This window comes from Anaerobiospirillum sp. NML120449, from assembly GCF_023051105.1.
In the GTDB taxonomy this organism is placed as follows: domain Bacteria; phylum Pseudomonadota; class Gammaproteobacteria; order Enterobacterales; family Succinivibrionaceae; genus Anaerobiospirillum.
The window spans coordinates 21,032-42,592 of the sequence record NZ_JALKIL010000030.1; the positions used below are offsets into that span (position 1 = coordinate 21,032).

The following is a 21,561-nucleotide window of genomic DNA, read 5'->3' on the forward strand; positions in this document are numbered from 1 at the left end:
TGCGCAACTGAAACTTCCTTATCTGTCATGCCCCATGCCTGATGCCTGCCCGTGGCACTGGCCGGGTTCAGGCTGTCTTGCCGCCTTGCTGTATGGTGACAGATATTCTTTCTTTCACATGCCCTGGTGACATCAGATCACATGCCGGTAAAACTGCAAAGCTTACTGAAGTTACGACACTGATGCTGCAAATGTGACTGTACGCCTTTATCTGTTGAGAGGCGGCCAGCTCTGCCCGAACAGACATCTGAGTATCAACTTCGTCAATCACCGTTGTACCTGACCTACAAAAGGAACTTTTTGCGTGTCTTAGCCCGCGCCTGCATAACCACTCACTTTTTTGCTCTCTGCTTTTGAATTTTACCGTTACTGCGTTGCCTGGATATCACCGCTTTACGGACATGCTGCCCTGAGCACAGCTGTCCCGTAACCGGCTGTGCTCAGGGCAGCAGTTTCAAGCCTTATCCCCGGCACAGGGCCTTATCCGGAGCCTGTGCCTGAGCGCCCAGGCTCCATGCCGGCTGCGCCAAAGTGCAGTTAACCAGACTGCGCAAGTATTTTTGCAGGATAAAGATCGTGTTACCAAAGGATCAGCCAAGCCAGCAACAGACCGCCTCTGAGCAAAAGCTTCACAGCACAGCTCAGGACGGCTCTGCCGCCTCCCCTGATACTACCGTTGTCTGCCCTTCATCAGAGCAGCGCCAGTCCGCCTCATGCCCGGCAGCTGAGCATGCCACTGACGGCACAGCTGCAGGCCAAGGCAATGGCAATGGCGAGCGCAATGGCAACGGCGACACCACCTGCAGTGACAGCACAGGCAACGCAGGTGGCGCTGCTGGTGACGCAGCCGGCAAGGCTGATGAGGCAGCAGGTGGTGCTGGTGATTCTGATGATGCTGATGGCAGTGCGGGCGGAGCACGGGGCAGCTGCCACAGTGGCCATGCCTCCTTTGATCCTGTGCTCAAGCGCGATTCTTTCAGCCAGTGGTTCTGTGTAGGTGCTCAGACCTGCCAGCATGAGTGCCTCTATGGCGACGGCCAGGTAAGCCCGGTGCTCAACTGTATGCGCCGCAATCATCTGCTGGCCTCAGAAATTCTCAATGGTGCGGCTGACACCCATGCCCTCAATCTCTCTGCCAAGACTTTCCTGCCTCCTACCACCATAGCCGAGCTCAAGCAGGCTGCCATGGTGGCCTACGAATGGGCCCGTCAGATGGGCAATTACGGCAGTGGCTGTGCCGTTGACGAGGACAGCGGCACTGGCCGCAGCTATCAGCAAAGATGCTACAGCTGTTCAAGCCTGCCATCATGCTCCCGTGGTCAGAGAATCATGGCCGATCGCCCGGATGACGACGATCTCTGGTCTGCCATGCAAACCATTCCTTTTGCCCCTAAAAACACTTCATCCATCAGCTCCGATACCCGGCTGCACATATCGGATCCTGCTGTGACCGTAACCGGCATTCCTCATGAAGCTCATGTTCAGGACAGCTCCAGGGGCTCTGAATCTGGCGGAAATGTCGGCGTATCTGCAAACTCAGCATCCGGCGTTACCGGAGCTGCCAGCGCTGCCGACAGCGCTGCCATGGGCAGGCCAGGCAGTGCCCGGGCAGGTGGCGGCACTCAGGCGGCTGCCCTTACTGATGCCCAGGGGACTGTTATCCACAGCTCCCCTGCTATTGCTCAGGTCATCAGTCAGATGCCTCCTGAGGAGTTCATCAGAATTTCTACCTGCTCGCTGTCATCACGTGCTGCCGGTATTACTGACAGTATGACATCCCGTCCGACTGCCGGCAGTGATGCTGACGGCCTTGAGCACTGCCGCTGTGGCAATATCGGCATTCGCTGCGCTCCTGAATCTTACAGCAGCCGTGAGGCAGCCTGCGTAAGCGGTGCAGCTGCCTCCTCACGCACAGTAGCAGCTTCAGAAGCTGCCCGTGACGCTGCTGCAGCAGTAGCTGCTGCAGGTGGTGCCTGTGAAGAGGATTTATCCTGCAGCTCAGGCTGGGACAGCCGCGCCAGCGACCGCTGGCAGGCCGGCGGCACCACTGATGGCGCCGGTGACGGCTCTGGCGCCACAGGTGCTACAGGCGGCGCTGCAACAGGCGCAGCTGATGGCGTGGCCGGTACTCTTTCTGAGCTGGCCGGTGCTTCCGCAGCTGCGGCTGTGCACAGCGCTGCCATGGCCCGCCGCAGTGCCCATCTGCACAGGCGCGTATCCCCGCTGCGTGTCAGCGCCCGCGCCCGTGATCATGTGGTACGTCAGTCAGAATACAGCGCCTGGCCAGGTGTTCAAGAGCTGCCTGGCTGGCATGACCGTGGCCTGCATGGCAGCAGCGGCACGGCCGGCAATGGCGCTCATGGCAGTGAGCGTCACCAGAGCCCGCTGGGCGGCCGTCGTACCCGCGTGTCCAATATAGACTTTGAGCCTCATGATTTTATGGGCCTGCTCTCCAGTGAGGAAAGAGCCGGTATTGATAAGAGCAATAAGGGACTGATTCCTGATCCTGAGAGTCAGCAGCTGGCTTCAGCCCTGCACTATCTGCAGCTCAGTCAGGCCATCAAGATTACCGAGCAGCTCACCGCCCGCTCCACCTTCAGTTTCAACATACCGGCCCGCAGCCCTCAGACCATGGATGCGCTCAAAAACGGCGCTGCCAATGAAAGCCGCAGCCAGGCCGCCCCGGCCCATGGCGCAGGCGCCAACGGTGCCACCGCAGGTGCCACCAGTGGCGGCACTGATGGCAGTGCCGGCAGCGATGCTGGCGTGGGTCAGTCAGGTCACAGCCATGACATGCAGGGTCAGTTCAGACCTGGTGCTGTAAGAACCATGGGCCAGAATGACCACCCGGACTACGTCCCTGCGTACACAGGTGATGACAGCTATCAGAGCCGCCTGATGGCCGCCAAAGCTATCTGGGAGGCTGCCGCCCCGCCACAGGCCCGCAAGGACAGCACCACCGGCGCTGCCTGCTCTGCCGCTGCTGATACTGGCGCTGATGCCGGCGCAGCTTCAGGCTCATCAGGCCAGGCAGGCGCCGGTGCGGCCGGTGTACCGGCCGGAGCCGGGGGTGGCGCTCATGCGGCCGGTTTTGCTCATGAGCTCTTTGACAAAGATGCCGCCCTGAAGCATGCCAGTGAGTTTGACAGCCGTGCCGAAGAACTAAACGCCCAGCGCTACATTCTTCAGCATGAAAAGAACAGAGCTGTACTGGATCGCTATACCTGGTCAGATGACCACAGCCGTCCTCATATTGACTCTGCCAATGGCAATGGCTCTTCACTCTTTAACAGTAGTACTGATGCCCCGCAGGCGGCTCTGTCCGAGACTATTTTTGGCAGCCGTGCACACACCCGTGCCCAGATGAATGTACTGCTGCGCTCCGAGCCAGGCCTTGCCCCGGTCGTACCAGCAGCCGGTGCCCCTGCCGATGCCGCCGCTGCGGCTGCGAGTGCGGCTGCGACTGCAGCAGCTGCTGACGCCCCGGCCGGTGTTCCTGGCGGAGCCGGCGCAAGCGGCGGTACATGCGGCACTGTGCCTGACAGCCAGGGTTTTGGTTCCTTGCATTCCAGCAGCCTTGAGGGCATGGGCGAGGCCGTCTTTGACCGCCTGAGAAGCATTAACGCCACCGCCCGCGCCGGCAGTGACGCCGCAGCTGGTGACTCAGGTGCCCCAGGTGCCGGCGCGGCTGGTGTCTCTGGTGCCCCAGGTGCCGCCGGTGCCATTGCCGCGGGCACTGTAGCAGCTGCAGGGGCCGGTGTGGGTGCTGAGGTCCCCGGTGAGGCCATGGCTGGCTCGGAGCTGGAGCTCAGTGGCAGCGACAGTGAAAATCAGCTGCGTCAGAATCTGCTTAATCTTGAGCACTCCATACATGTGCTGATGAGCCTGATTGGCTGTGGTGTTTATATCCAGGCCATTGGTGCTGACTGTCAGCGTCATCTGCTGTGGGGCAACAAGGGCTTTTATGACATCACAGGCTATGATCCGGCCTTCCTTATGGGCCTTGAGGGAGCTGAATTTGCCAGCAAGATCCTCCACCCTGATGATGTTGAGCAGTACTTCAGCACTTTCTCTCAGACCGGTGACAACTGTCAGAGCGTCAGCCTTGAGTACCGTATCCGTCATGGCCGCACAGGTGAGTACATCTGGCTTGAGGTCAAGTCAGCCTTCCTTGGTATTGCCGGAGACAAGGGCCTGTACATGGGCATGATCACCGACATTACCGAGCAGAAGCTGCTCAACGACCGTATGGCCCGCTGGATACGCAAAAACGAGCTGCTGGCCGAGGCCTGTCAGGAAATGATTTTTGAATATGATCAGGACGATGATGTACTCGAGCGCTTTGGCAATTATCAGATTTATGTACCGGCCCGTGAGTCCATTCAGCCTCAGTTCCTCAACTATCTGAGTCAGCAGGACTATATGCATCCTGAAGACCGTGATCTCTTTGAGGGTATTTTCTCCGACCGCTCCCTGCGTGACGGTCATACCCGACGCACGGTCAAATTCAGAATGAAGCCTCAGGGTGTTGAAGAGTTTCAGTGGCACGAGCTTTCCGTAATCGGCTATACCGCTCAGAGTACCGGCCATACCATGCTCATTGGCAAACTGTACTCCATTCATGAGTATGAGATGAAAATTGCCGATCTCAATCATGAAAACATGCTTGATCCTATGACCAGGCTGCTCAACAAGAGCAGTATGGAGCAGCAGGTAGCACAGACCCTGCTCGAGCATCCATTTGAGCATCATGCCGTACTGATGATCGACATCGACGACTTCAAAAAGGTCAACGATACTCATGGCCATGCCTTTGGTGATGAAGTCATCATGATGATTGCCGAGTGCCTGAAAAATGCTTTCCGCAGCAGTGATCTGGTAGGACGCATGGGTGGTGACGAGTTTATGGTCATGCTCAAGAATGTCACTGTGGAGCAGGCTTCAGCTCTTGCCTGTCTGTACCATGAAATCATTCAGGAGGAGTGTCTCAAGCTCTCCATTCCATATCCGGTATCAAGCTCAGTAGGTATTGCCTTTGCCCCTGAGCATGGCAAGAACTACGCTGAGATTTACCACAGTGCCGACTGCGCCTTATACGAGGTCAAGCAGTTAAAGAAGGGCCAGATTGCCCTCTTTGACTTCACCAGTCCGCTGCCAATGATCACCAGGCCGGCTACCCGCTCTCTTGGTAATTATGAAGAGCGTGTTGCCCGTCTGACCGCCCGCATGGAAAAGCAGCACCGCGCCTGGCTGCAGGCGCGTGCCGAAAAGGCCGCCCACGAAGAGCGTGCCGCCGCTCTGGCAAGCGGCCAGGCCCTGCCCGCCACCGACAGCACGGCCACGGCCCCGTCCCAGGCTTCAGACTCCAGCTCAGAGCAGGCGGCGCCCGCCCCGGCCACACACGCCGACGGTGAACACGCCATCGAGGCCTGAGGAGCCTGACCGCCACGGCACGGCACTGCGCGGCACTAAGCCGCCTCCAGGCCAGCAGACCCGCAGGCCTGCCTGACAGCCAGAGGGCCCAGTCAGGACAGGCAGTCAACTAAAACCTGACAGAGAGCAAATACTGTTTTGCTTTCAGTCAGGTTTTTGCTTTTCAGGCCCTGAACACTCTATCACTCTGGCTACCACTGTCCTGATAACTCTGCTTACCCCAAATTATGGATACTGTATCTGCAAGAGCTGCGTGCGTATTGTCCTCATCCCCTGGTCACTCATAATAACCATGCCTCATGGCCCGCAGCATAACCCACGTCCGCCACAGGGAAAGGCCCTGCGGCTCAGGCAGCACAGACAACCGCTCCGTACCACTGACTCTTACTATAATGTTTTGTAGAGTGCTTGACAAAACCAGTACCCCCCATATGGTATGGCCTTTTACCATGAGGGCATACTGTGCACACCAGGCATAAACTGCAGGTCTGAACCGCTCTGACAGCACAACAGTCATGGTGACATCGTGTCCATGCGACCGGGGCATACTGTGCGCTAAAGGCAGTAATGCAAACATGAGCGCTGTCGAGGATGCCTTGAGGGCAGCTGTCATGGCTGCATGGAGGGCTGCTGGCCCTGCATCCTCAGGCAAAGTGACTTTAAGTATACTTGCAGCTGTCCGCGACAGTGTGCGGCCTGCCCTGCAGCTGCGCCTTTACCCGCCTGTTTTCCTTTACCGCGCGCGCCCGCACGTTTTAATATGAGCTGCAATTGCACAATGCTATCCTCCCGTGCCGGGCGCAGACTGCGTTCTGGCACTGCCATTGTGGGCACTGCCTGTATGGCAGAGGCTGCCTTACGGAGGGCGTAAGACCAGCATGTCCTGGTCTGACTGCTGGTGCATATGGCCTCTGGGGCGGCAGCAGCGTGCCGGTGAGCCATGGCCCGGTCAGGGTTGCATCTCTTAAAGATATCCCTTGCATCATGACAGCTGCATCATTTAACATGGATTAAATGTAAGGGGAGCATAACTGGATATTTTGAGATTATGACCCCCTTAATCTCACGGGATCGCCATACTCCCGGCCTGTCAAACTGTGCCGGGAGCAAGGTAACAGTATGAGATAACAGTAACGCTGCCCTGCAGTGAGTCCTTACCTTAAGCACAGGTCATTACGTCCCTCAGGGATATTGTGACCCTGCCTGTGGAGAACCTGCCCATTGCGGCTGACCTCCACTGCAGACAGGTAACCATGCAACAGCACTCAAACAGACATTTTCAGCAGCGGGCGGCTTTAATAGCCGCCCTGTAAGCTGCATACCAGGAGCAGGCTATGAACAGCCTTTGGTCGCGTTTTTCCCGCCTTTTTTCCCCTCACAAAAATCATGGGCCCTTAAATGCTCAGGAGATGTCATATGCCCCTGACTGCCCTGACATCCCTTATGGCTCTGGCACCCCTTATGGCCATGACACGCCTGATGGCTCTGGCCCTGATGCCCTCTCAGGCACAGACGGCAGCATGCCTTGCCCTGAAATGCACTGCGGACAAATGCGCCCTGAGGCGCAGGCAGCTTCAGATCAGGCTCAATGGCCTCACGCTGCCTGCCCGAGCGGGCCAGAGCCCCATGGTCCGGCCGGCTCTGTTATCACTGACAATGCTGCCGCCCGTGACCATGGTGCAGCCTGTAGCCATGCTGGCGAATTTGGCTATGGCGCAGCCCGTGGTAATGGCGCCTTCAGTGGTCATGGCGCAGCCTGTGGCCATGAAGCAGCCTGTGGCCATGAAGCCAGGTTGCAATGCTGTACAAGGGAGCCTGAGTGCTCTGATGACTGTGCCAGTAATGCCTCTAACAGCGCTGCATGGGACTATGCAGGGTTTGATGTTAATGGCCGTTCCTGTCATAACAGCCAAGGCACAGACAGTTATCAGGCTTGTGGCACTGGCAGCCGTCCTGCTCCTGACAGCCATGATGCCTCTGCCAGTCGCACTGATTCTTTTGGCGCCCCTCATGCTGGCGACCAGACTCATGTCCATGGAGCTGCTGACCTATTGGCCAGTGACAGTTCCTGTAACGCTCCTGACTGTGCAGGTAACGGCTCTGTGACAGGCACCAGCCATTACAGCTCTGCTAAAGGCTGCCCGGGCAGCAGCGTTCGATCCCGGGCCTTGCCTTTCCGTGAGGGAGCTTACAGGGTGCGGCCGACCGCTTTGGCGGGAGCGTATCCTGTTACCATGGAGGGCATTTGCGACCGTACAGACAGCCCACGCACTGCCAGTGGCTGGCCAGTTGAGCTGAGCGCCTTTGATCCTTTAATGCCTCCGGTTAAGAGCACCTTCTACAAGTGGAACCCGCAGTCCTTCCATGCCCTGTATGCACCGCCCCGCTTTGCTGTCTCACTAAAGCACAGCTCCGAGCCTGACAGCTCAGCTGGGCACACCATGGCCATCCCAACTGGCAAACGCATACCCCGCCTGTCACTGAAAAAGCTCCGTCCCAATGACGCCGCCTCCCGCATCAAAAATGCCGGCCTCATGGCCTGTGCCCGGAATAATGATCAGCTCGAGCCAGGTGATCAGCTCACTGATAAGCTCAATCAGCTCGAGCCAGGTGATCAGTTCACTGCTAAGCTCAATCAGCTCGGATCAGCTCCCTGCAGCGCTGACAGACACAGCGCGCATCCGGCCACGCCGTCGATAATCGCAATCGACCAGCTTTCAGCTGAACACACCACCAGCACACCGGAGCTACCCCCAGATAACAGGCTTAATATTACTCAGGGCAGCTCCAGTGCCGACAGCACCTCTGTAACTTCCGATCAGCTCATGCCCGGGGCAGCCCCAGGAGCCGGGAAGCTGTCCGTACCACCGCATGCTGCTGCACATGGTGCTGACAGTGTCGCGCATGCCAGGTCCTCTACAGGCTCTGCTGCCAGGTCCAGTGCTGGCCCCGCCCCTGAATGCAGGTCCATAGCAGACTCCAAGTACGCTTCCGCTACTGCCCATACGGCTGACTCACTGTCTGAGGGCAGTGATGACACTCTTTCTGAGGGCAGTGCTGACGAGCTTTATGATCCCCACGCTGACGCCCTTTGTGCCTCCTGCGCCGGCTCTATGTCCGGTAAAGGCCCTCATGGCGGCTCTGGAAGATCCTCTGATGTCCGGTGCATGGCAGGAACGGCTTCCCTGTCAGGTGAAGTAGTCAGACCGCAGGGCACCAGCACAGCTAATGGCCACCAGGAGGCTCAGGCATGTGACTGTGGAGCCCATGGCGTTCAGCCTGGCTCTGCAGCTGCAACCGGCGTCAGCACTGGCTCATGGCCAGGGGCGGGCGCTGACGCGACAGCTGCCGTGACCGGGTGCGGGGCGGCGGCGGCCATGGCCTTAAGGCCGGGCATGAACAGCACGGCCGATGACGAGGACATACTGCATTACAGTATGAGAGCCAGCAATTCTGAAAACCTGCAGGTCAGCCGCAGAGGCATACACCGCTATCGAGTTCTGAGCACACAGAGCATGATGGATATCATCAACTCTGAGGTCATGCTCATTAAAAGACTGATGCAGACTACTGAGGAGGAAAACAGGCGCTTTATCGATCCCATGGTCAGAGCCATGGTAGAAATTGGCTCGAGCATGCCCAATTCAGCCTGGTATCACTGCGCCATGTTTATGGGCATAGTGCAGCACAGCGTTAATGTGGCTCTGTACAGTGTCAGTTACTATGCCTGGCGTCTGCGCGCCTCAACTTTAATGGCCCCTGAATATGCCTCAGGCAGGCTGCGCAGTCCCTTTGTATATCCTCAAGCACGACGCCGGGCCATTATCGACTCCAAGGCACGTCTGTACGCTGCTCTGCTCACCCGTTTGCCTGAGGAGCAGGCTGTTGAGGCCCTGCCACAGCTGGCCCGCACCTGCACCTGCCCTGTGCCCCACCATGAGAACTGTGAGCACTGGCAGGACGGCACCTTCATTGCCCGGGCCCTGCAGGCAGGTCTGTCGGCCGCCGCCCGTGGTCTGTCTCTAAAACAGCCAGAGCAGGCCATTCTGTCTGTAATCTCCTCATCAGCCCTGTCAGCCCGTAACCAGGTTCGCCTGCGTCACCAGCTCGCAGCCGGCTCACAGCGCCACCCATACCGTGCCCCTACTCCAGTCTCAGGCTCTGGTGCTGCCCCTTTCCCGGGCGCCGCCTCAGGCCCAGCAGCAGGCGCTGCCCCTGCCCCTGGCAGGGGCACAGGCGCAGGAACAGGCGCAGGAACAGGCACTGGCCCAGGCAGTGCCCCAGGCGTAGCTCCATGGCCAGGCTCTGGCGCAGGCCCAGCCTGTACCAGTCACGCTCATGCAGCTCCATGGTCTCCTGCAGCTGCAGGGGCCTCTTCGGCCTTCACAGCTGGTGCAGCCCGTGCTTGCGGCCAGGGACGCTCTGCCTTTCTGGCGGGCGGCCAGGGACGCGCAGCCCTGCGGCAGGGCAATGGCGTTGGCTGCGCCTCAGCGGCCGCAGCGGCCAGCTCATGGGCAGCTCAGAGCCGTAAAATGGCACTGGACTCCGGCGGCCACTGGGCCCTGGCAGCAGCCTCTGTCTGGAGCGGAGAGGCTGCTGATACTGTTGAGGTTGCTGATGCCCGCGCTTTCTGGCACCCGCTGTATAACAGTGCCCTGCCCGAAAGCTCCTATATGCCTGAGAATATCGCCACCTGGTATGGCCTTGATCTCTTTGAGCGGGCCCGTATCTGTGAGCTTATTTTCCTTACTCCGGCCTCAGGTGAACACCTGGGCCTGTGCCGGGGACCTGCTCACACCAGAAGTGACTGGGCCTCAGGCGCTACCGGCAAGGACTTTGTCCCGGGGGCACAGCCTTGCCATGAGGGCCGCGCCCCGGGCACTTATGCCCGGGCTCAAAACCGGGGCGGCATCCCAGGTGCCGGAGGTCCGGGTGCTGGATGGCCGGGTGCCGGCATCCCTGGTGCCGGTGGTCCGGGCCTGGCGGGCCGGGGCGAGGCTGTGGGCATGAGAGCTGATGGCAGCTGTGTTACCAGTCTGTGGGACCTGTTTGTAAGACAGAGCATTGCCCAGATGGACCTTGATGTGGTGCATCATAAAGCTGACAAAAGGCCCTGGAAAGTACCTCCTTACAATAAGCGCAGCAAGCTGCGCAAAGGCCAGATCTTCATGCTCTTTGAAGCACGCATGCGCGCCCGGGGCCGCCTGTCTGAGCGTCAGATAAATATAGCCCTGCTGTCGGCCGTGCTGCTAAATGGCTTTTTGCATGACCTTGCCAAGGTGGATCTGCAGGTATTAATCACTGCTGAAAACGGCAGGCAGTATCAGGGCCTGACCTCAGGTATGACCCTGCAGGAATTTGCGCAGATAAACGGCAGCTCCTGGCTGTATATGCGCCGCTGCAAAACAGCCCGTCCAGGCTGGCGCCGCCGTCGCCGCCGTGACAAGACCAGGTGGCGTCCCATGAACCACTGTGATGTCGGACACATGCACTGCATTGATATGCTTAAGCGCCTGTGCCCTGAGGCTTTGTGGCTGGTAAATCAGGCCATGGATTTATACCGCTTTGACCGCAAGTGGTCAGGCCTCGATCGCATTACTAAATGTTACGACCATACCACTGACACCAGATATGCCCGCCGCCACTCAAAGCGCTGGGACTACCATATCAGAACCCTGATTCATGAGTATGTGCTGATGCGCACACGCGCCCTTATCATGGTCAGCTCGGAGCTGCGCAGATGCACATCTGCCATGGCGCAGCTGCAGGGCGCCCGCGCCGACCTGCTTGGTCGCCTTGCAGCCGCCTCCGCCCAGGGCGCTGCCGCTGACGCAGCCGCCGGCACCTGTTCAGGCCCGGCTGCTGGCACAGCTGCCGCCCAGGCCTGTGCGGCCTGGCGCCATGACAGCATGCCGGGCAGGCCGGCAATGCGTGGCATGCGCGATATGCGTGGCATGCAGGATATGCGCGGCATGCAGGCCATGCCGGGCACTGAGGGCGTCAGAGGCACAGGCAGCCGGGCTGAGCTCAATGGCCATGGGCGTGACAGTGGTCCATGGGAGCACTGCGCGCATATCAGGCGTGAGCTTGAAGCCGTGGAGAGGGAGCTGCAGCGCTGGGGGCAGGCCATGAGCATCTTTGAGCGCAGTGCCCAGGTGCTTACGGTTAACAAGGGCAGCTCCGATATCTTTATCCGTGGGCGTAATGTACTGCTGCGCACTGGCAGTGCTGCCATGTACAGCCTGTTAAATACCATGTATGAGTTTATCTACGGCCCGTCCTTTGTCAGCCACTGCTCTGAGTGCTCCAGTATGAAAAAGGCCCTCGTGGAAATGAATCTGCAAAGCTACCGTCTGCTGGTCTACAGCAAAATCAAACGCTATGTGGTGGCGGCACAGGATGAAATCACAGTACTGCAGGGCTACACCATCTCATCAGCCGGTCTCAACTACGGCCACAAGGCCAGCTGGTACATCATTTCATCGCGTATGGATCAGTACTCAATGAGTGATGAGGACATACTGCAGAGCATATGCTCCAAACTTGCAGCATACGGCATAAGACGTAAGGGCAATATTATCCACACGCCCCCAGGTCAGGCCCAGCGCCTGCTGCAGGCCTGGAGATTTGGCTGCGATCCCGAGGCCCTGGCCGCCAGAGACGAGGCCACAGCCTCAGCCGCAGCGGCCACCGGGGCTGACTCAGATGCACCGCCCGGCACAGCATGCCCGGCAGCCCAGGCGGCCCCGGCAGACCATGCAGCTCCGGCAGACCATGCAGATCCGGATGACTGTGTAGCAGATGCAGGCCCGGCAGTACTTGCAGATTGTGCAGCTCCGGCACAGGCAGCTGACACCGCAGCTTCTGCACAGGCAGCGGGGAGTGCCCATGCAGAGAACCCAGGCGGGGCTCACAGCCCCGTCCGTAAGGTCAGAAGCGCAGCCCCAGGCAGCTTCTCAGGCCGCGACCGCACAGCGGCCGCTGTAAGCACTGGTGCCTCCCGCTTTAAAGGTGCAGTGCCCGTCGCCGCAGCTGACAGTGACAGAGCAGTGCGATCAGGTCAGGCAATCAGGCCCCATGGCGCCGTCCAGGGTGCTGCGGGGCCGGCTCCGGCTGTCAACAGCTCCCCGGCTGCGCCTGCAGGCAGCAGCGCCGCCCCTGCAGCCGGTACTGCAAGGGCTGCAGCATCGGAAACAGCTTCTGGCGGTGAGTTAAGCTTTGATGACAGTGGCATACCATCTTTTATCGATGATATCTGTCCTGATGATGAGTTTGACTCCGAGGGCCTGTGGACAGTGGTGGAGTAAAGCAAGGCCCGGGGCAGCACGTAAGTAATGGCAAGTCATGATCAGCTCAGTCCTGGCATGCCCGGCATATGCTGCCAGACTACCCTGCCGGACAGTAAGGCAACCTGGTACAGCCCTGCAGAGCTCCAGACCTGATATTACGCTGCAGTGCCATATCTGTAAGCACCAGGCCACCAGACAGGGCCCGCCGACCAGGCTGCCCCCGCCTGGCTGCCTCGGCCAGTCATGGCTCCTCCACCAGTCATGGATCCACCTCCTGTCCAGTATGTCCTGCAGTTACGCCAGTAAAGGCATGCTCTGCTGTCTTTGAAGGTCACTTTTGCTCAATCTGACCACTGGCGCAATGCAAGGCGCCTCGTCTGGCACAATGCAGGGCGCATCATCTGGCCAGTACCGGGCAACATGGACGTCCTGCCCTGTAAGCTCATTGCAGGCAGTGCCGCCTGATGGAGCCGTAACCGGGACCTTGGCGCATGGCCAGATCATGACTGTCTGGCCAGAGATTGGCATCATGGCCAGAGACTGGCAGCATGTCGGTATGGCTGCATGACCGCATGGGCAGAGATGAGTCTGACCTGCTGACTGTCACTTATTCAGGCAGGCTCTGCTGTCAGCAGTGGTCCTGACCTCAGGCATCTGGTGCGTAACCTGTATCCATGGCCGGGGCCGGGGGCTTTTGTGTATCCATGGCCGGGGCCCGGGGTCGCTATGGGACGGGCCTTATGCACAGCTTTGAGGCAAAGGCGTCCATTGCGGAGCATTTTAGCCGGGAGCGTGCACCTGGATAGCCCTTTGACTGGTCTGCAAAGCACTTTGTGCCTATACTTGCTCTACAAGGCAGGATCACCCGATCCTGCCTTAAGTTTATTTATGGATCTGTAACCTTTGCCCTCCCACTATGGATATGGCACCTGGTTTCTTTCCTGATCCTCAAATTCCCCCTGATTTATCTCCTGGCACCTGCGCCCTCTAATCAGGCAAGCGCAGGCCATCATGCCGCTGCAGCAGGCCGGCAGCGCTCTGCCGCCCCAAAGCACCCAGGCACAGCGCTGCGCGCTGCGCACATCCCGTACCTGCACAGCCCGGCACTGTCAGGGCTATGCCAATGGCCCGTGACCGGGACCGTGTCTGTGGTACGCAGGCAGCAGGCTAAAAAGCTGCGGGTTGAAAAGCGCTGGCCTGACAGTGCCCCATAGCTGCTCATAACCCCACGGCCCCATGGCCCTGAGGCCAGGGCAAAAGCTCATGGACGGGAGCACAGTGCAGCAAGGCTGCAGACATACCAGCACCGTGGACAACAGTGGCCACGGCCGGCTCACGTCCCTGCCAGGCTGTGGCAAAGCAACAGCTTCGCGCTCTCTGAGCACTCAATGGGGCTGAGCATTGCCAGCTTCCGGTGCTGCCGGCAGCTGCCAGGTGCTGACTTTACTGAGCTGTGCTGCCATGCCGGGCCTTGCTGAGGGCAGATCTGACGTGCCGGGCCGCCGGGCATAGTGCCGGTAACAGGGCATGGGGAAAGTGGATTTTGGGATTATGGGTACAGTGCTGCACAGTGCATGTCTGACTGACAGGAGTTTTTATGTTCTCTGAGTTCCGCCGTGGCTATTACACAGCTTTGCCGCTTATGCTGGGCTTTGTGCCTCTGGGCATGATTCTGGGTGCCCAGGCAAGTCAGGTAGGCCAGTCGGCTCTTACTACCTTTCTCATGTCAGCCATTAACCTTGCAGGTGGCAGTGAGTTTGCCGCCCTTGGTCTGTGGTCCTCTGCCCCGCCGGTGCTGATGATTGCCTTTACCACCTTCCTTATCAACTCCCGTCACATTGTCATGGGTGTTACCTTTGCCCCTTATATGAAGGATCAGAAAGGCTTTCGTCTGTACTTTGGTCACTTTCTGATGGTAGATGAGTCCTGGGCTCTGGACATGCAGGACATTCAGCGCCGCTCTCTGGAGGGCAAGGGCTTTTCCTACGGCTTTCACATAGGCTGTGGTGTTGGTCTGTGGATGGCCTGGGCCTTCAGCTGTTTTGCCGGCGGTATTCTGGGCAACAGCTTTGGTGATCTCTCCCGCTATGGCTTTATGGCAGCACTGCCAGCTACCTTTATTGCCCTTGCCATTGCCATGCGTCCCAGAATTCTCCCTGATATCAGGGCCCGCATTGGCACCAGTGCCGGTGCTGCCCTGACATATGCCCCGGTAACGGCAAGCTTTTTGGGTGCCGGCCTGACCTCAGTGTATGGCAATCCTCATTACTGTGTAGGTGCAGGCATTGTCTGTGGTCTGATCACAGCTTTTATCTGCCAGCTCATCAAAGAAAAGCTTAAAATAACACCCCCTGAGGGCGACACCTCACTGAGCTCTGCCATGCCGTCCCCGCAAAGCAGCACGACTCAGGATGCCACCGCTGCGGCTGCACAGGCTCAGTCAGCACATTCAGCCCATTCAGCATCTGCCCCGGACAACAGCATTGCAACTGATACCAGTACCAGTATCCCAGAGTCAAACAGGGTGAGCGCCAGCGAGGCTGACAGCACAACTTCCAGACCTGCTCCAGGTTCAGAGGAGAGCAGTGCCGGCCCTGCCCTTAAGTAAGCTTATGATCCCAGGGATAATACTCTTGCGTACGGCCTGACCTGCTGGTCAGGCCCATAGCCGCTCCTCTGAGATCCAGGGCCATGTTTACAGTAGCCTTGCAGGACCTGCGGACTACTGTCATGGTCAGCAGATCCACGATAATGAAAACCTGCACATACGGGCTAAGCTCTGGACAGTATGCTCCTTCCCTGAGCACTGCAGCCTGACTGTGCTCAGGACAGCAATGCTTATGCAGCTTCAGGCTCTTATCTGAAGTAACAGTGATGCAATAGCCAGCAGCTTACATATGGCTGCATCCGGCATGCTTACATCAGGTGAATCCATAAGCTTGCACATGGGTGCATCCAGCAGCCTGTACCAGGCTGCCAGCCATGCCAGGGCCAGACAGCAGTTTTGAGCAAAGAATTAAGTAATGTCCTCCTTGCGGCATGCCTGACCGGGACGGGCCAAAGCGTCCGGGGCGGGCGCTGACAGGAATATCAGGTCGAAGCCTTGCTGCCATTACGGCATCATACCTGCGGGCAACTGGCCTGTCGGCCTCTGGCTGGAGTTCATATAACTGGACGGCATCTGCCCGGAAGCTTAAGGGCCTTCCTGGCAATACTGCACAGGGGACAGTCGGCTCAATAACAGCCATACTTTCGCTTTACAGAATATTAAGGCGCGCAGCATGCCGGGGATAACCTCCAGGGTACCCGGAGAGTGAAAATCAGTTGCTGCGCGGGAACAGATGAATAAAAGGACAATGTCATGAGCTCTGTTTTTGCTTTGCCAAATATCTACGAAATGATTACCATTCTGGCCATGGCTACCGCCACCTACTCAACCCGTATCATGGGCTTTTTGTGGCTGCGCAAGCGCACTCTCAGTGCCCGCGCCCGTGCCGTGCTTGACTCCAGCCCATGCTGTGTAATGGTAAGCGTGGCCGCTCCTGCATTTATGACCACTGACTGGAAGATGCTGACCACTCTTTTTGTGGCTCTGGTCATGTCCTTTAAATTCAACCTGGGCATTACTATCTGCGCCAGTGTTGCTTTACTTGCCCTTTTACAGAACTTTATGTAACCAGGCAATACCTCGCAACGGCAAAGGCCCATGCCCGTCATGACAGCTCAATCCCTGTTATGACAGGCTGTACCCGGCTATGACAGTGCCCACCTGGCCATATCATACCTGGCCTTTCACTACAGGCCATACAGGGCAACAGCGCACAAACACGCTGCGCTATTGCCTGCCATCATCCTGTGCAGCAGGGTGCAGTTTCTGATGGGCCAGCATGACTGATAACATGCCTTACGTACTGACAGTAGTGTCTTCTGAACAGGAGCTTACAGCCGGGCCTGCTGTTGACGGGCCGGCAAGCTGGAGAAATTGAGTGAGAGCATCATTGTAATGCCCTCTGGATGCCCGAAGCAGCCGCATATGCAGCTGTATGGCTGTACCGGATAACAAAGCCCCATAGGGGCAGCACCGCCAGCATGAGCTCATGACATGAGCTCCAGTCTGTGGACACAGTGAGATAGCGGTTTGAGCTCGAGGCTGTGGCCACAGTGAGATAGCAGTTTGAGCTCGAGGCTGTAGACACAGTGAGATAGCCGTATGGGCTCCAGGCTGTGAGCCTGGTGAGTTATAGGCAAAGGCTCGAGGCTGTGGACTCTGTGAGATAGCGGTATAAGCTCAAGGGCTCGAGGCTGTGGGTGCAGTAAGAGCGTGGGAGCAGTTTGGCTGTACAGTGTCATGACTGTCTTGCTGAAGCAGCTTTTATTCAGGCAGGATAACAGACTGTATGGATAACTGATATTAAGGCAGGCGGGCAGGACAGTTTCAAGGCGGGCCGCAGGCGGTGTTGAGCACAGGGCGTCAGGCGTGTATGTGGAAGCGGGTTATGGATGGGCCGGGTGCCTGTCATGTATATGGATGAGGGTTTGAGCCGTGACTGGGCTCCGAGGATGATGCATGGTGGGGCCGGGAGATTCTTTTGAGTGAAAGCTGATCAGATAATATTAGTGCCTTAAAGGAAATGCAGCGTGGTATTTATGACATGGTGCCCATTCTTATTACCATGTTGCCCTCTGTCATGATAATGAGAGGTAAGGCAGGCAGGTTGAGCGTGAGAGCCTCCCGGAGCTGCCAGGCACAGGGACAAATGGACAAAATCAATGCCCTGAGATGAGCTTTGGCGCTATACTTCATAACCCCAGTCTCAGGGTCAAGTCAGAGGCAGGACAGCAAGTGCCTGAATTTCTGGCCTCAACCTTTGCAGCGCTGTACCAGAGTAGATTACATCCATGTCCGTCTGAGTAAGGCAGTGCTGCCATGCCTGAGAAGCAGGCATGCACCTTTTGCAAAGACCGGTAATGTTAGAAAGCTCTCTGTTTGTAATTGCCCGACAGACTATTTGTTTCAGCTGCCTGGGTGCATGCCAGGATGCGACAGGATCATGCTGTGTGAATGCAAGCGTCCCTGTCCCTGGGCGTATAAGCGTCAAGGTACGTAGCCAGCTCATGTTATAAGCCCTGATATACGGCGCGAACATGCTTTGCAGTGGCGCAATGATAATGTGGCATGAGCCGGCTGAAATGTGGCATGTAGAGTATGAACCGTCCAGCCGGGCAGGAAAATATGCTCGAGGTAGAACAGAACAACAGGTCCGCAATAATACCTGCTGAGCTCCTGACGCTGTGACAGCTGAGCTTATGCGCAGGGCGGTAAAGGTGCTGAGCTTTGGCCAGTGGCCTTATGAATGCCATAACTGCCCGGCCTGATGTCAGACTGGTCAGATATGATGCCTCAATGGCATGGCCCGGATGGCCTGCCTGCCCAGAGCTCAGGAGCCGGCTGCTGCAGAGCGGCTGCTGCAGATCTTTAAATCATGAGCCATCAGCTCAGAAGCCTGCTGCTGCAGAGCATGCAGCTGATGATCCTTAAGCTGAAGAGCCTATGAGCCTTAACTTAGTTTGAGAGAAAGATGTGAGTAGAATTCAGGAAGAAATTCAGCATGCTCTGCTGGCTGTTGCCCCGCTGATGATGGGCCTTATTCCCCTGGCCCTGATTCTGGGTGCCCAGGCAAGTCATGTAGGACAGTCACCCCTTACCACCATGCTCATGACCGGCCTTAATGTTGCCGGCGGCAGTGAGTTTGCTGCTCTGGGTCTGTGGTCGGCTGCTCCTCCCATTATCATGATTGCCTTTACCACTTTTCTTATCAACTCCCGTCACATTGTGCTGAGCATGGCTCTGGCTCCTTACGTGCGTGAACAGAAAGGCTGGCGCATTGGCCTGCTCTACTTTTTCATGGTCGATGAGGTATGGGCGCTTAACATGCAGGACCTCAGCCGCCGCGCTCAGCGCGGTGAGGGCTTTTCCTTTGCCTTTTACATGACTCTTGGAATCAGCCTGTGGCTTGCCTGGGTGCTCTCAGCATTTATTGGCTGCATCATAGGCTCAAGCTTTGGCGATCTCTCCTCTTTTGGCTTTACCGCTGCCCTGCCAGCCACCTTTATTGCCCTTGCTGTAGCCATGCGTCCGCGTGCCCGTCTGCGTACCCTGAATCTGATTGCCTATGTTCCCATTGCCGCCAGCTTCACGGCCTCTGCTTTAACCCAGCTGTATGGCAACAGCAATTACTGTGTGGGAGCCGGTATCAGTGCCGGTGTCATCACTGCCCTCGTTATCCAGCTGCTGCGCGAGCGCGCTCAGGGCCAGCACCCGTCCATGACCTCAACACCAGCATCAGGCGTGACCTCAGGGTCAGCCTCAGCGTCAGCCTCAGACGTCGCCGGTGCGCAGGCCAGGGCCCAGACAGCTGCAGGCGCAAGTGCAGGTGCGGGTGCAGAGACAGCCGCAACATGCGCTAAGACCGTTGCCTCACTGTATGCAGACACTAAGGCTGAGGAGGCCCAGGATAACAGCTCGCATAAGTACGGCCCCGCTCAGGCTGTTGCCTCAGAGGCCGGAGCCGATGAAGCTGCTGAGCAGCTTGCACCTGCTGCCGGTCATGCAGCAAGCGCTTCAGATAAGACAACAGCTGCTGATGCAGGTGCTAAATAAAGCCTTTGTATGGAATATGAGTCTGAAGACGGCGCAGGCCGGGGATGCCAGAGTGCTGGCAGGCGCTCAGCTTTGTCAGAAGGCGCGGGCGCAGATGAAGATTCAGCTGCAGATGCAGCAGCTGCAGATGCTGCTGCCGACATGAGGGGTGACTGAGCATCTGATACTGGTGCTCAGTAAGTGCCTGATGTTAAGACTTATGCTGACAGGCATTACCCGGCTGCAAGCTCTGATGTTTGCGGACATACCTGTTCAGGTAGCTGGGTGAAGAGCAGACGGGGCTGAATGACTAAAACAGGGCGGGCGCTATGAAGAAGAGCCGTAAATTACGGTTTGTCTGGCCTGATGGTCGTTGGGAGGATGTTGGGCTGGCGTGACAGGGCAGACTGTTGGAGCTGGCGGGAAAGGACGGGATAACAGAAATGCTGTCACTCCTGGGCTTATGTGATTTTACACACATTTTTTATTTTTCGTGCGTAACTGAAAATTGACTTTTCCACAAGTATTTTCCTTTGACAAATTGACATCAGATTTTGTGTAAACAGACTGTCCCAGTGTCTGATAAAAGTGATAAAACCTTATCAACATGGCATTTTGCTGTGTAATAGCATGATCTGTAGCTGAACATTTAATTTGACTGGAATGCCATTGCTAACGGTCATAACGACAGTCGTGAGTACATGCCGGGCGCCAAAAATCCTCTCAGGTCTTAACTCGCTCCTGAAAACTTATAAAATCAAACAATCAACAGTTTATTGTTTGTCTGTCTGTTTGTGCCTGACGTTACGAAACACGTTTTTCGCCCTCAGGTCCTGCAGTAAACACAGGCGGAGAGGTTTTCGTTTCAGGTTCTGCTGCAGTCCAGTCTGTACAACTGTCAGCGTTAGGGAGTCTGAGCGGGGGCCCCTCTTATACTCCAGGCCCAGGGGGCGGGCGCAAACAGTTCTAAGACAGCTGATTCCTGCTCACAAATTACCAGGCAGTTGTACAGCTCATCATTAAAAACACCTTTGAATCAACAGCAAGGGCCACGCCCGGCTGCAGCTGGCTTTGTCCTGGGCAGCTATATTAGAGCAGCACGACTAAAAAGGCGTGTCTCAGTCAGAATGCCCTGACTTTATGTAAGTACATGCCCTTGCAGGGCCATGTCCCTGGCGGAGCTCTGTCCAGGTAAGGGCTCTACCCGGCCAGACTTAATGTCAGCTCGGTCAACAGCCGCCAAAAGGCTGCGCCTTACCTGTTCCTGTAACCAGGTAACGGCGTACGGTGCGCCTGCCCACAGCCCTGCACAGTAAAACTGTGAAGCTGACATGCAGCAAACCAGTTAAGCCCCTGTGCCTTACAGGGGAAGAGCTCAATGACTGTGCTCTTATGTGCATGGTCTTAGCCAAAACAACCCGTCACAGACCAGCCTGATCAGAAAATCCTTTACTTTACCTGTCAGGCACAGCTGACGGAGTTGCCTTTAAAGTGCTCACAGCAGAAGGTTACAAAAGCTCCTGTCCCGACTCTGTTCCCGCCCATTATCTACGCTCAGTCCGGGGTCAGCTCATTCCCCTGCATTCTTTCCTCCATGCCGCCCTCATAAAGCTATGACATGCCTGTCCTGGCATGCCAGGCATGCCAGGCATGCCAGGCATTCCCAGCATACACATCATGGCAGCGCATGCACGGCATTGCTCCGCATAGCAGAGCTACCAGCTCAAGGCTGCTCCTTGCGTGCCCTGGCTACTGTTGAGTGGCGACGCTGAGTGGTGACTTGCGACTGTTGAGTGAGCTTATGCAAGCCTTACACTAACAATGTCTGCCGTTTTCAAGCCGTTCTCACCTTTACTCATGCAAGCATGGTGTATGACAGGGAGCGATCCCGGGCCGCACCGGTGGCCACGCCTTGCCTGGCCGGGCCAGGGCCAGACCTCTGTTATGTGAGTGCATAAATGTGCTCTGACGGCTTGCTCTGATGTGAGCTGCAGGGCACTGGGAGTTTCTTGCTTAAGATTAATTTGGGCTGATGGATGTGCCTGATTCAGCTTTGATGTGTCCTGGCTGATCTGTCATTTAGTCCAGTTATGCCAGTTTATCTGAGCAGTCAGCTGCTGCTGGGGGTGATGCGTAAAGCGGCCTGTGGGGGCGGGTTTGACCTGTTATGGGGCTTGAGCCTCGCTATGGTGCAAAAAC

7 protein-coding genes are annotated in these 21,561 nt (G+C 57.3%); 6 read left to right on the forward strand and 1 reads right to left on the reverse strand.

Going from position 1 to position 21,561, the window contains the following annotated elements; genetic code table 11:
* Positions 1 to 67: 67 nt before the first annotated feature.
* Complete coding sequence (locus MXE41_RS09035) at positions 68 to 271, reverse strand: hypothetical protein (protein ID WP_247100265.1); 204 nt, start codon at positions 269 to 271, stop codon at positions 68 to 70.
* Between the two features lie 305 nt (positions 272 to 576).
* On the opposite strand from MXE41_RS09035, the gene MXE41_RS13265 reads away from it, so the two are divergent.
* From MXE41_RS13265 to MXE41_RS09065, 6 genes are all read left to right on the forward strand, one after another.
* On the forward strand, positions 577 to 5,433 hold the full coding sequence (locus MXE41_RS13265; RefSeq protein ID WP_247100266.1) for a diguanylate cyclase: 4,857 nt from the start codon (positions 577 to 579) through the stop codon (positions 5,431 to 5,433).
* A gap of 1,461 nt (positions 5,434 to 6,894) precedes the next feature.
* Positions 6,895 to 7,539: a hypothetical protein gene (locus tag MXE41_RS09045; RefSeq protein ID WP_247100267.1), complete on the forward strand. Its 645-nt coding sequence runs from the start codon at positions 6,895 to 6,897 to the stop codon at positions 7,537 to 7,539.
* A 128-nt stretch (positions 7,540 to 7,667) separates the two neighbouring features.
* Entirely contained in the window at positions 7,668 to 12,740 is a 5,073-nt protein-coding gene (locus MXE41_RS09050) for a hypothetical protein (RefSeq protein ID WP_247100268.1), read from the forward strand.
* Between the two features lie 1,579 nt (positions 12,741 to 14,319).
* Positions 14,320 to 15,330: an AzlC family ABC transporter permease gene (locus tag MXE41_RS09055; protein WP_247100269.1), complete on the forward strand. Its 1,011-nt coding sequence runs from the start codon at positions 14,320 to 14,322 to the stop codon at positions 15,328 to 15,330.
* A 753-nt stretch (positions 15,331 to 16,083) separates the two neighbouring features.
* Positions 16,084 to 16,398, forward strand: a complete 315-nt coding sequence (locus tag MXE41_RS09060; RefSeq protein ID WP_246978376.1) for an AzlD domain-containing protein — start codon at positions 16,084 to 16,086, stop codon at positions 16,396 to 16,398.
* Positions 16,399 to 18,303: 1,905 nt separating this feature from the next.
* Entirely contained in the window at positions 18,304 to 19,383 is a 1,080-nt protein-coding gene (locus MXE41_RS09065; protein WP_247100270.1) for an AzlC family ABC transporter permease, read from the forward strand.
* Positions 19,384 to 21,561: the final 2,178 nt, after the last annotated feature.

What these genes read in the sequence shown, in the direction of transcription:
- MXE41_RS09045 (WP_247100267.1), top strand. Translation starts at nt 6,895, where the DNA reads ATGGCCATGACACGCCTGATGGCTCTGGCCCTGATGCCCTCTCAGGCA.
- MXE41_RS09060 (WP_246978376.1), top strand. Translation starts at nt 16,084, where the DNA reads ATGAGCTCTGTTTTTGCTTTGCCAAATATCTACGAAATGATTACCATT.
- MXE41_RS09050 (WP_247100268.1), top strand. Translation starts at nt 7,668, where the DNA reads ATGGAGGGCATTTGCGACCGTACAGACAGCCCACGCACTGCCAGTGGC.
- MXE41_RS09055 (WP_247100269.1), top strand. Translation starts at nt 14,320, where the DNA reads ATGTTCTCTGAGTTCCGCCGTGGCTATTACACAGCTTTGCCGCTTATG.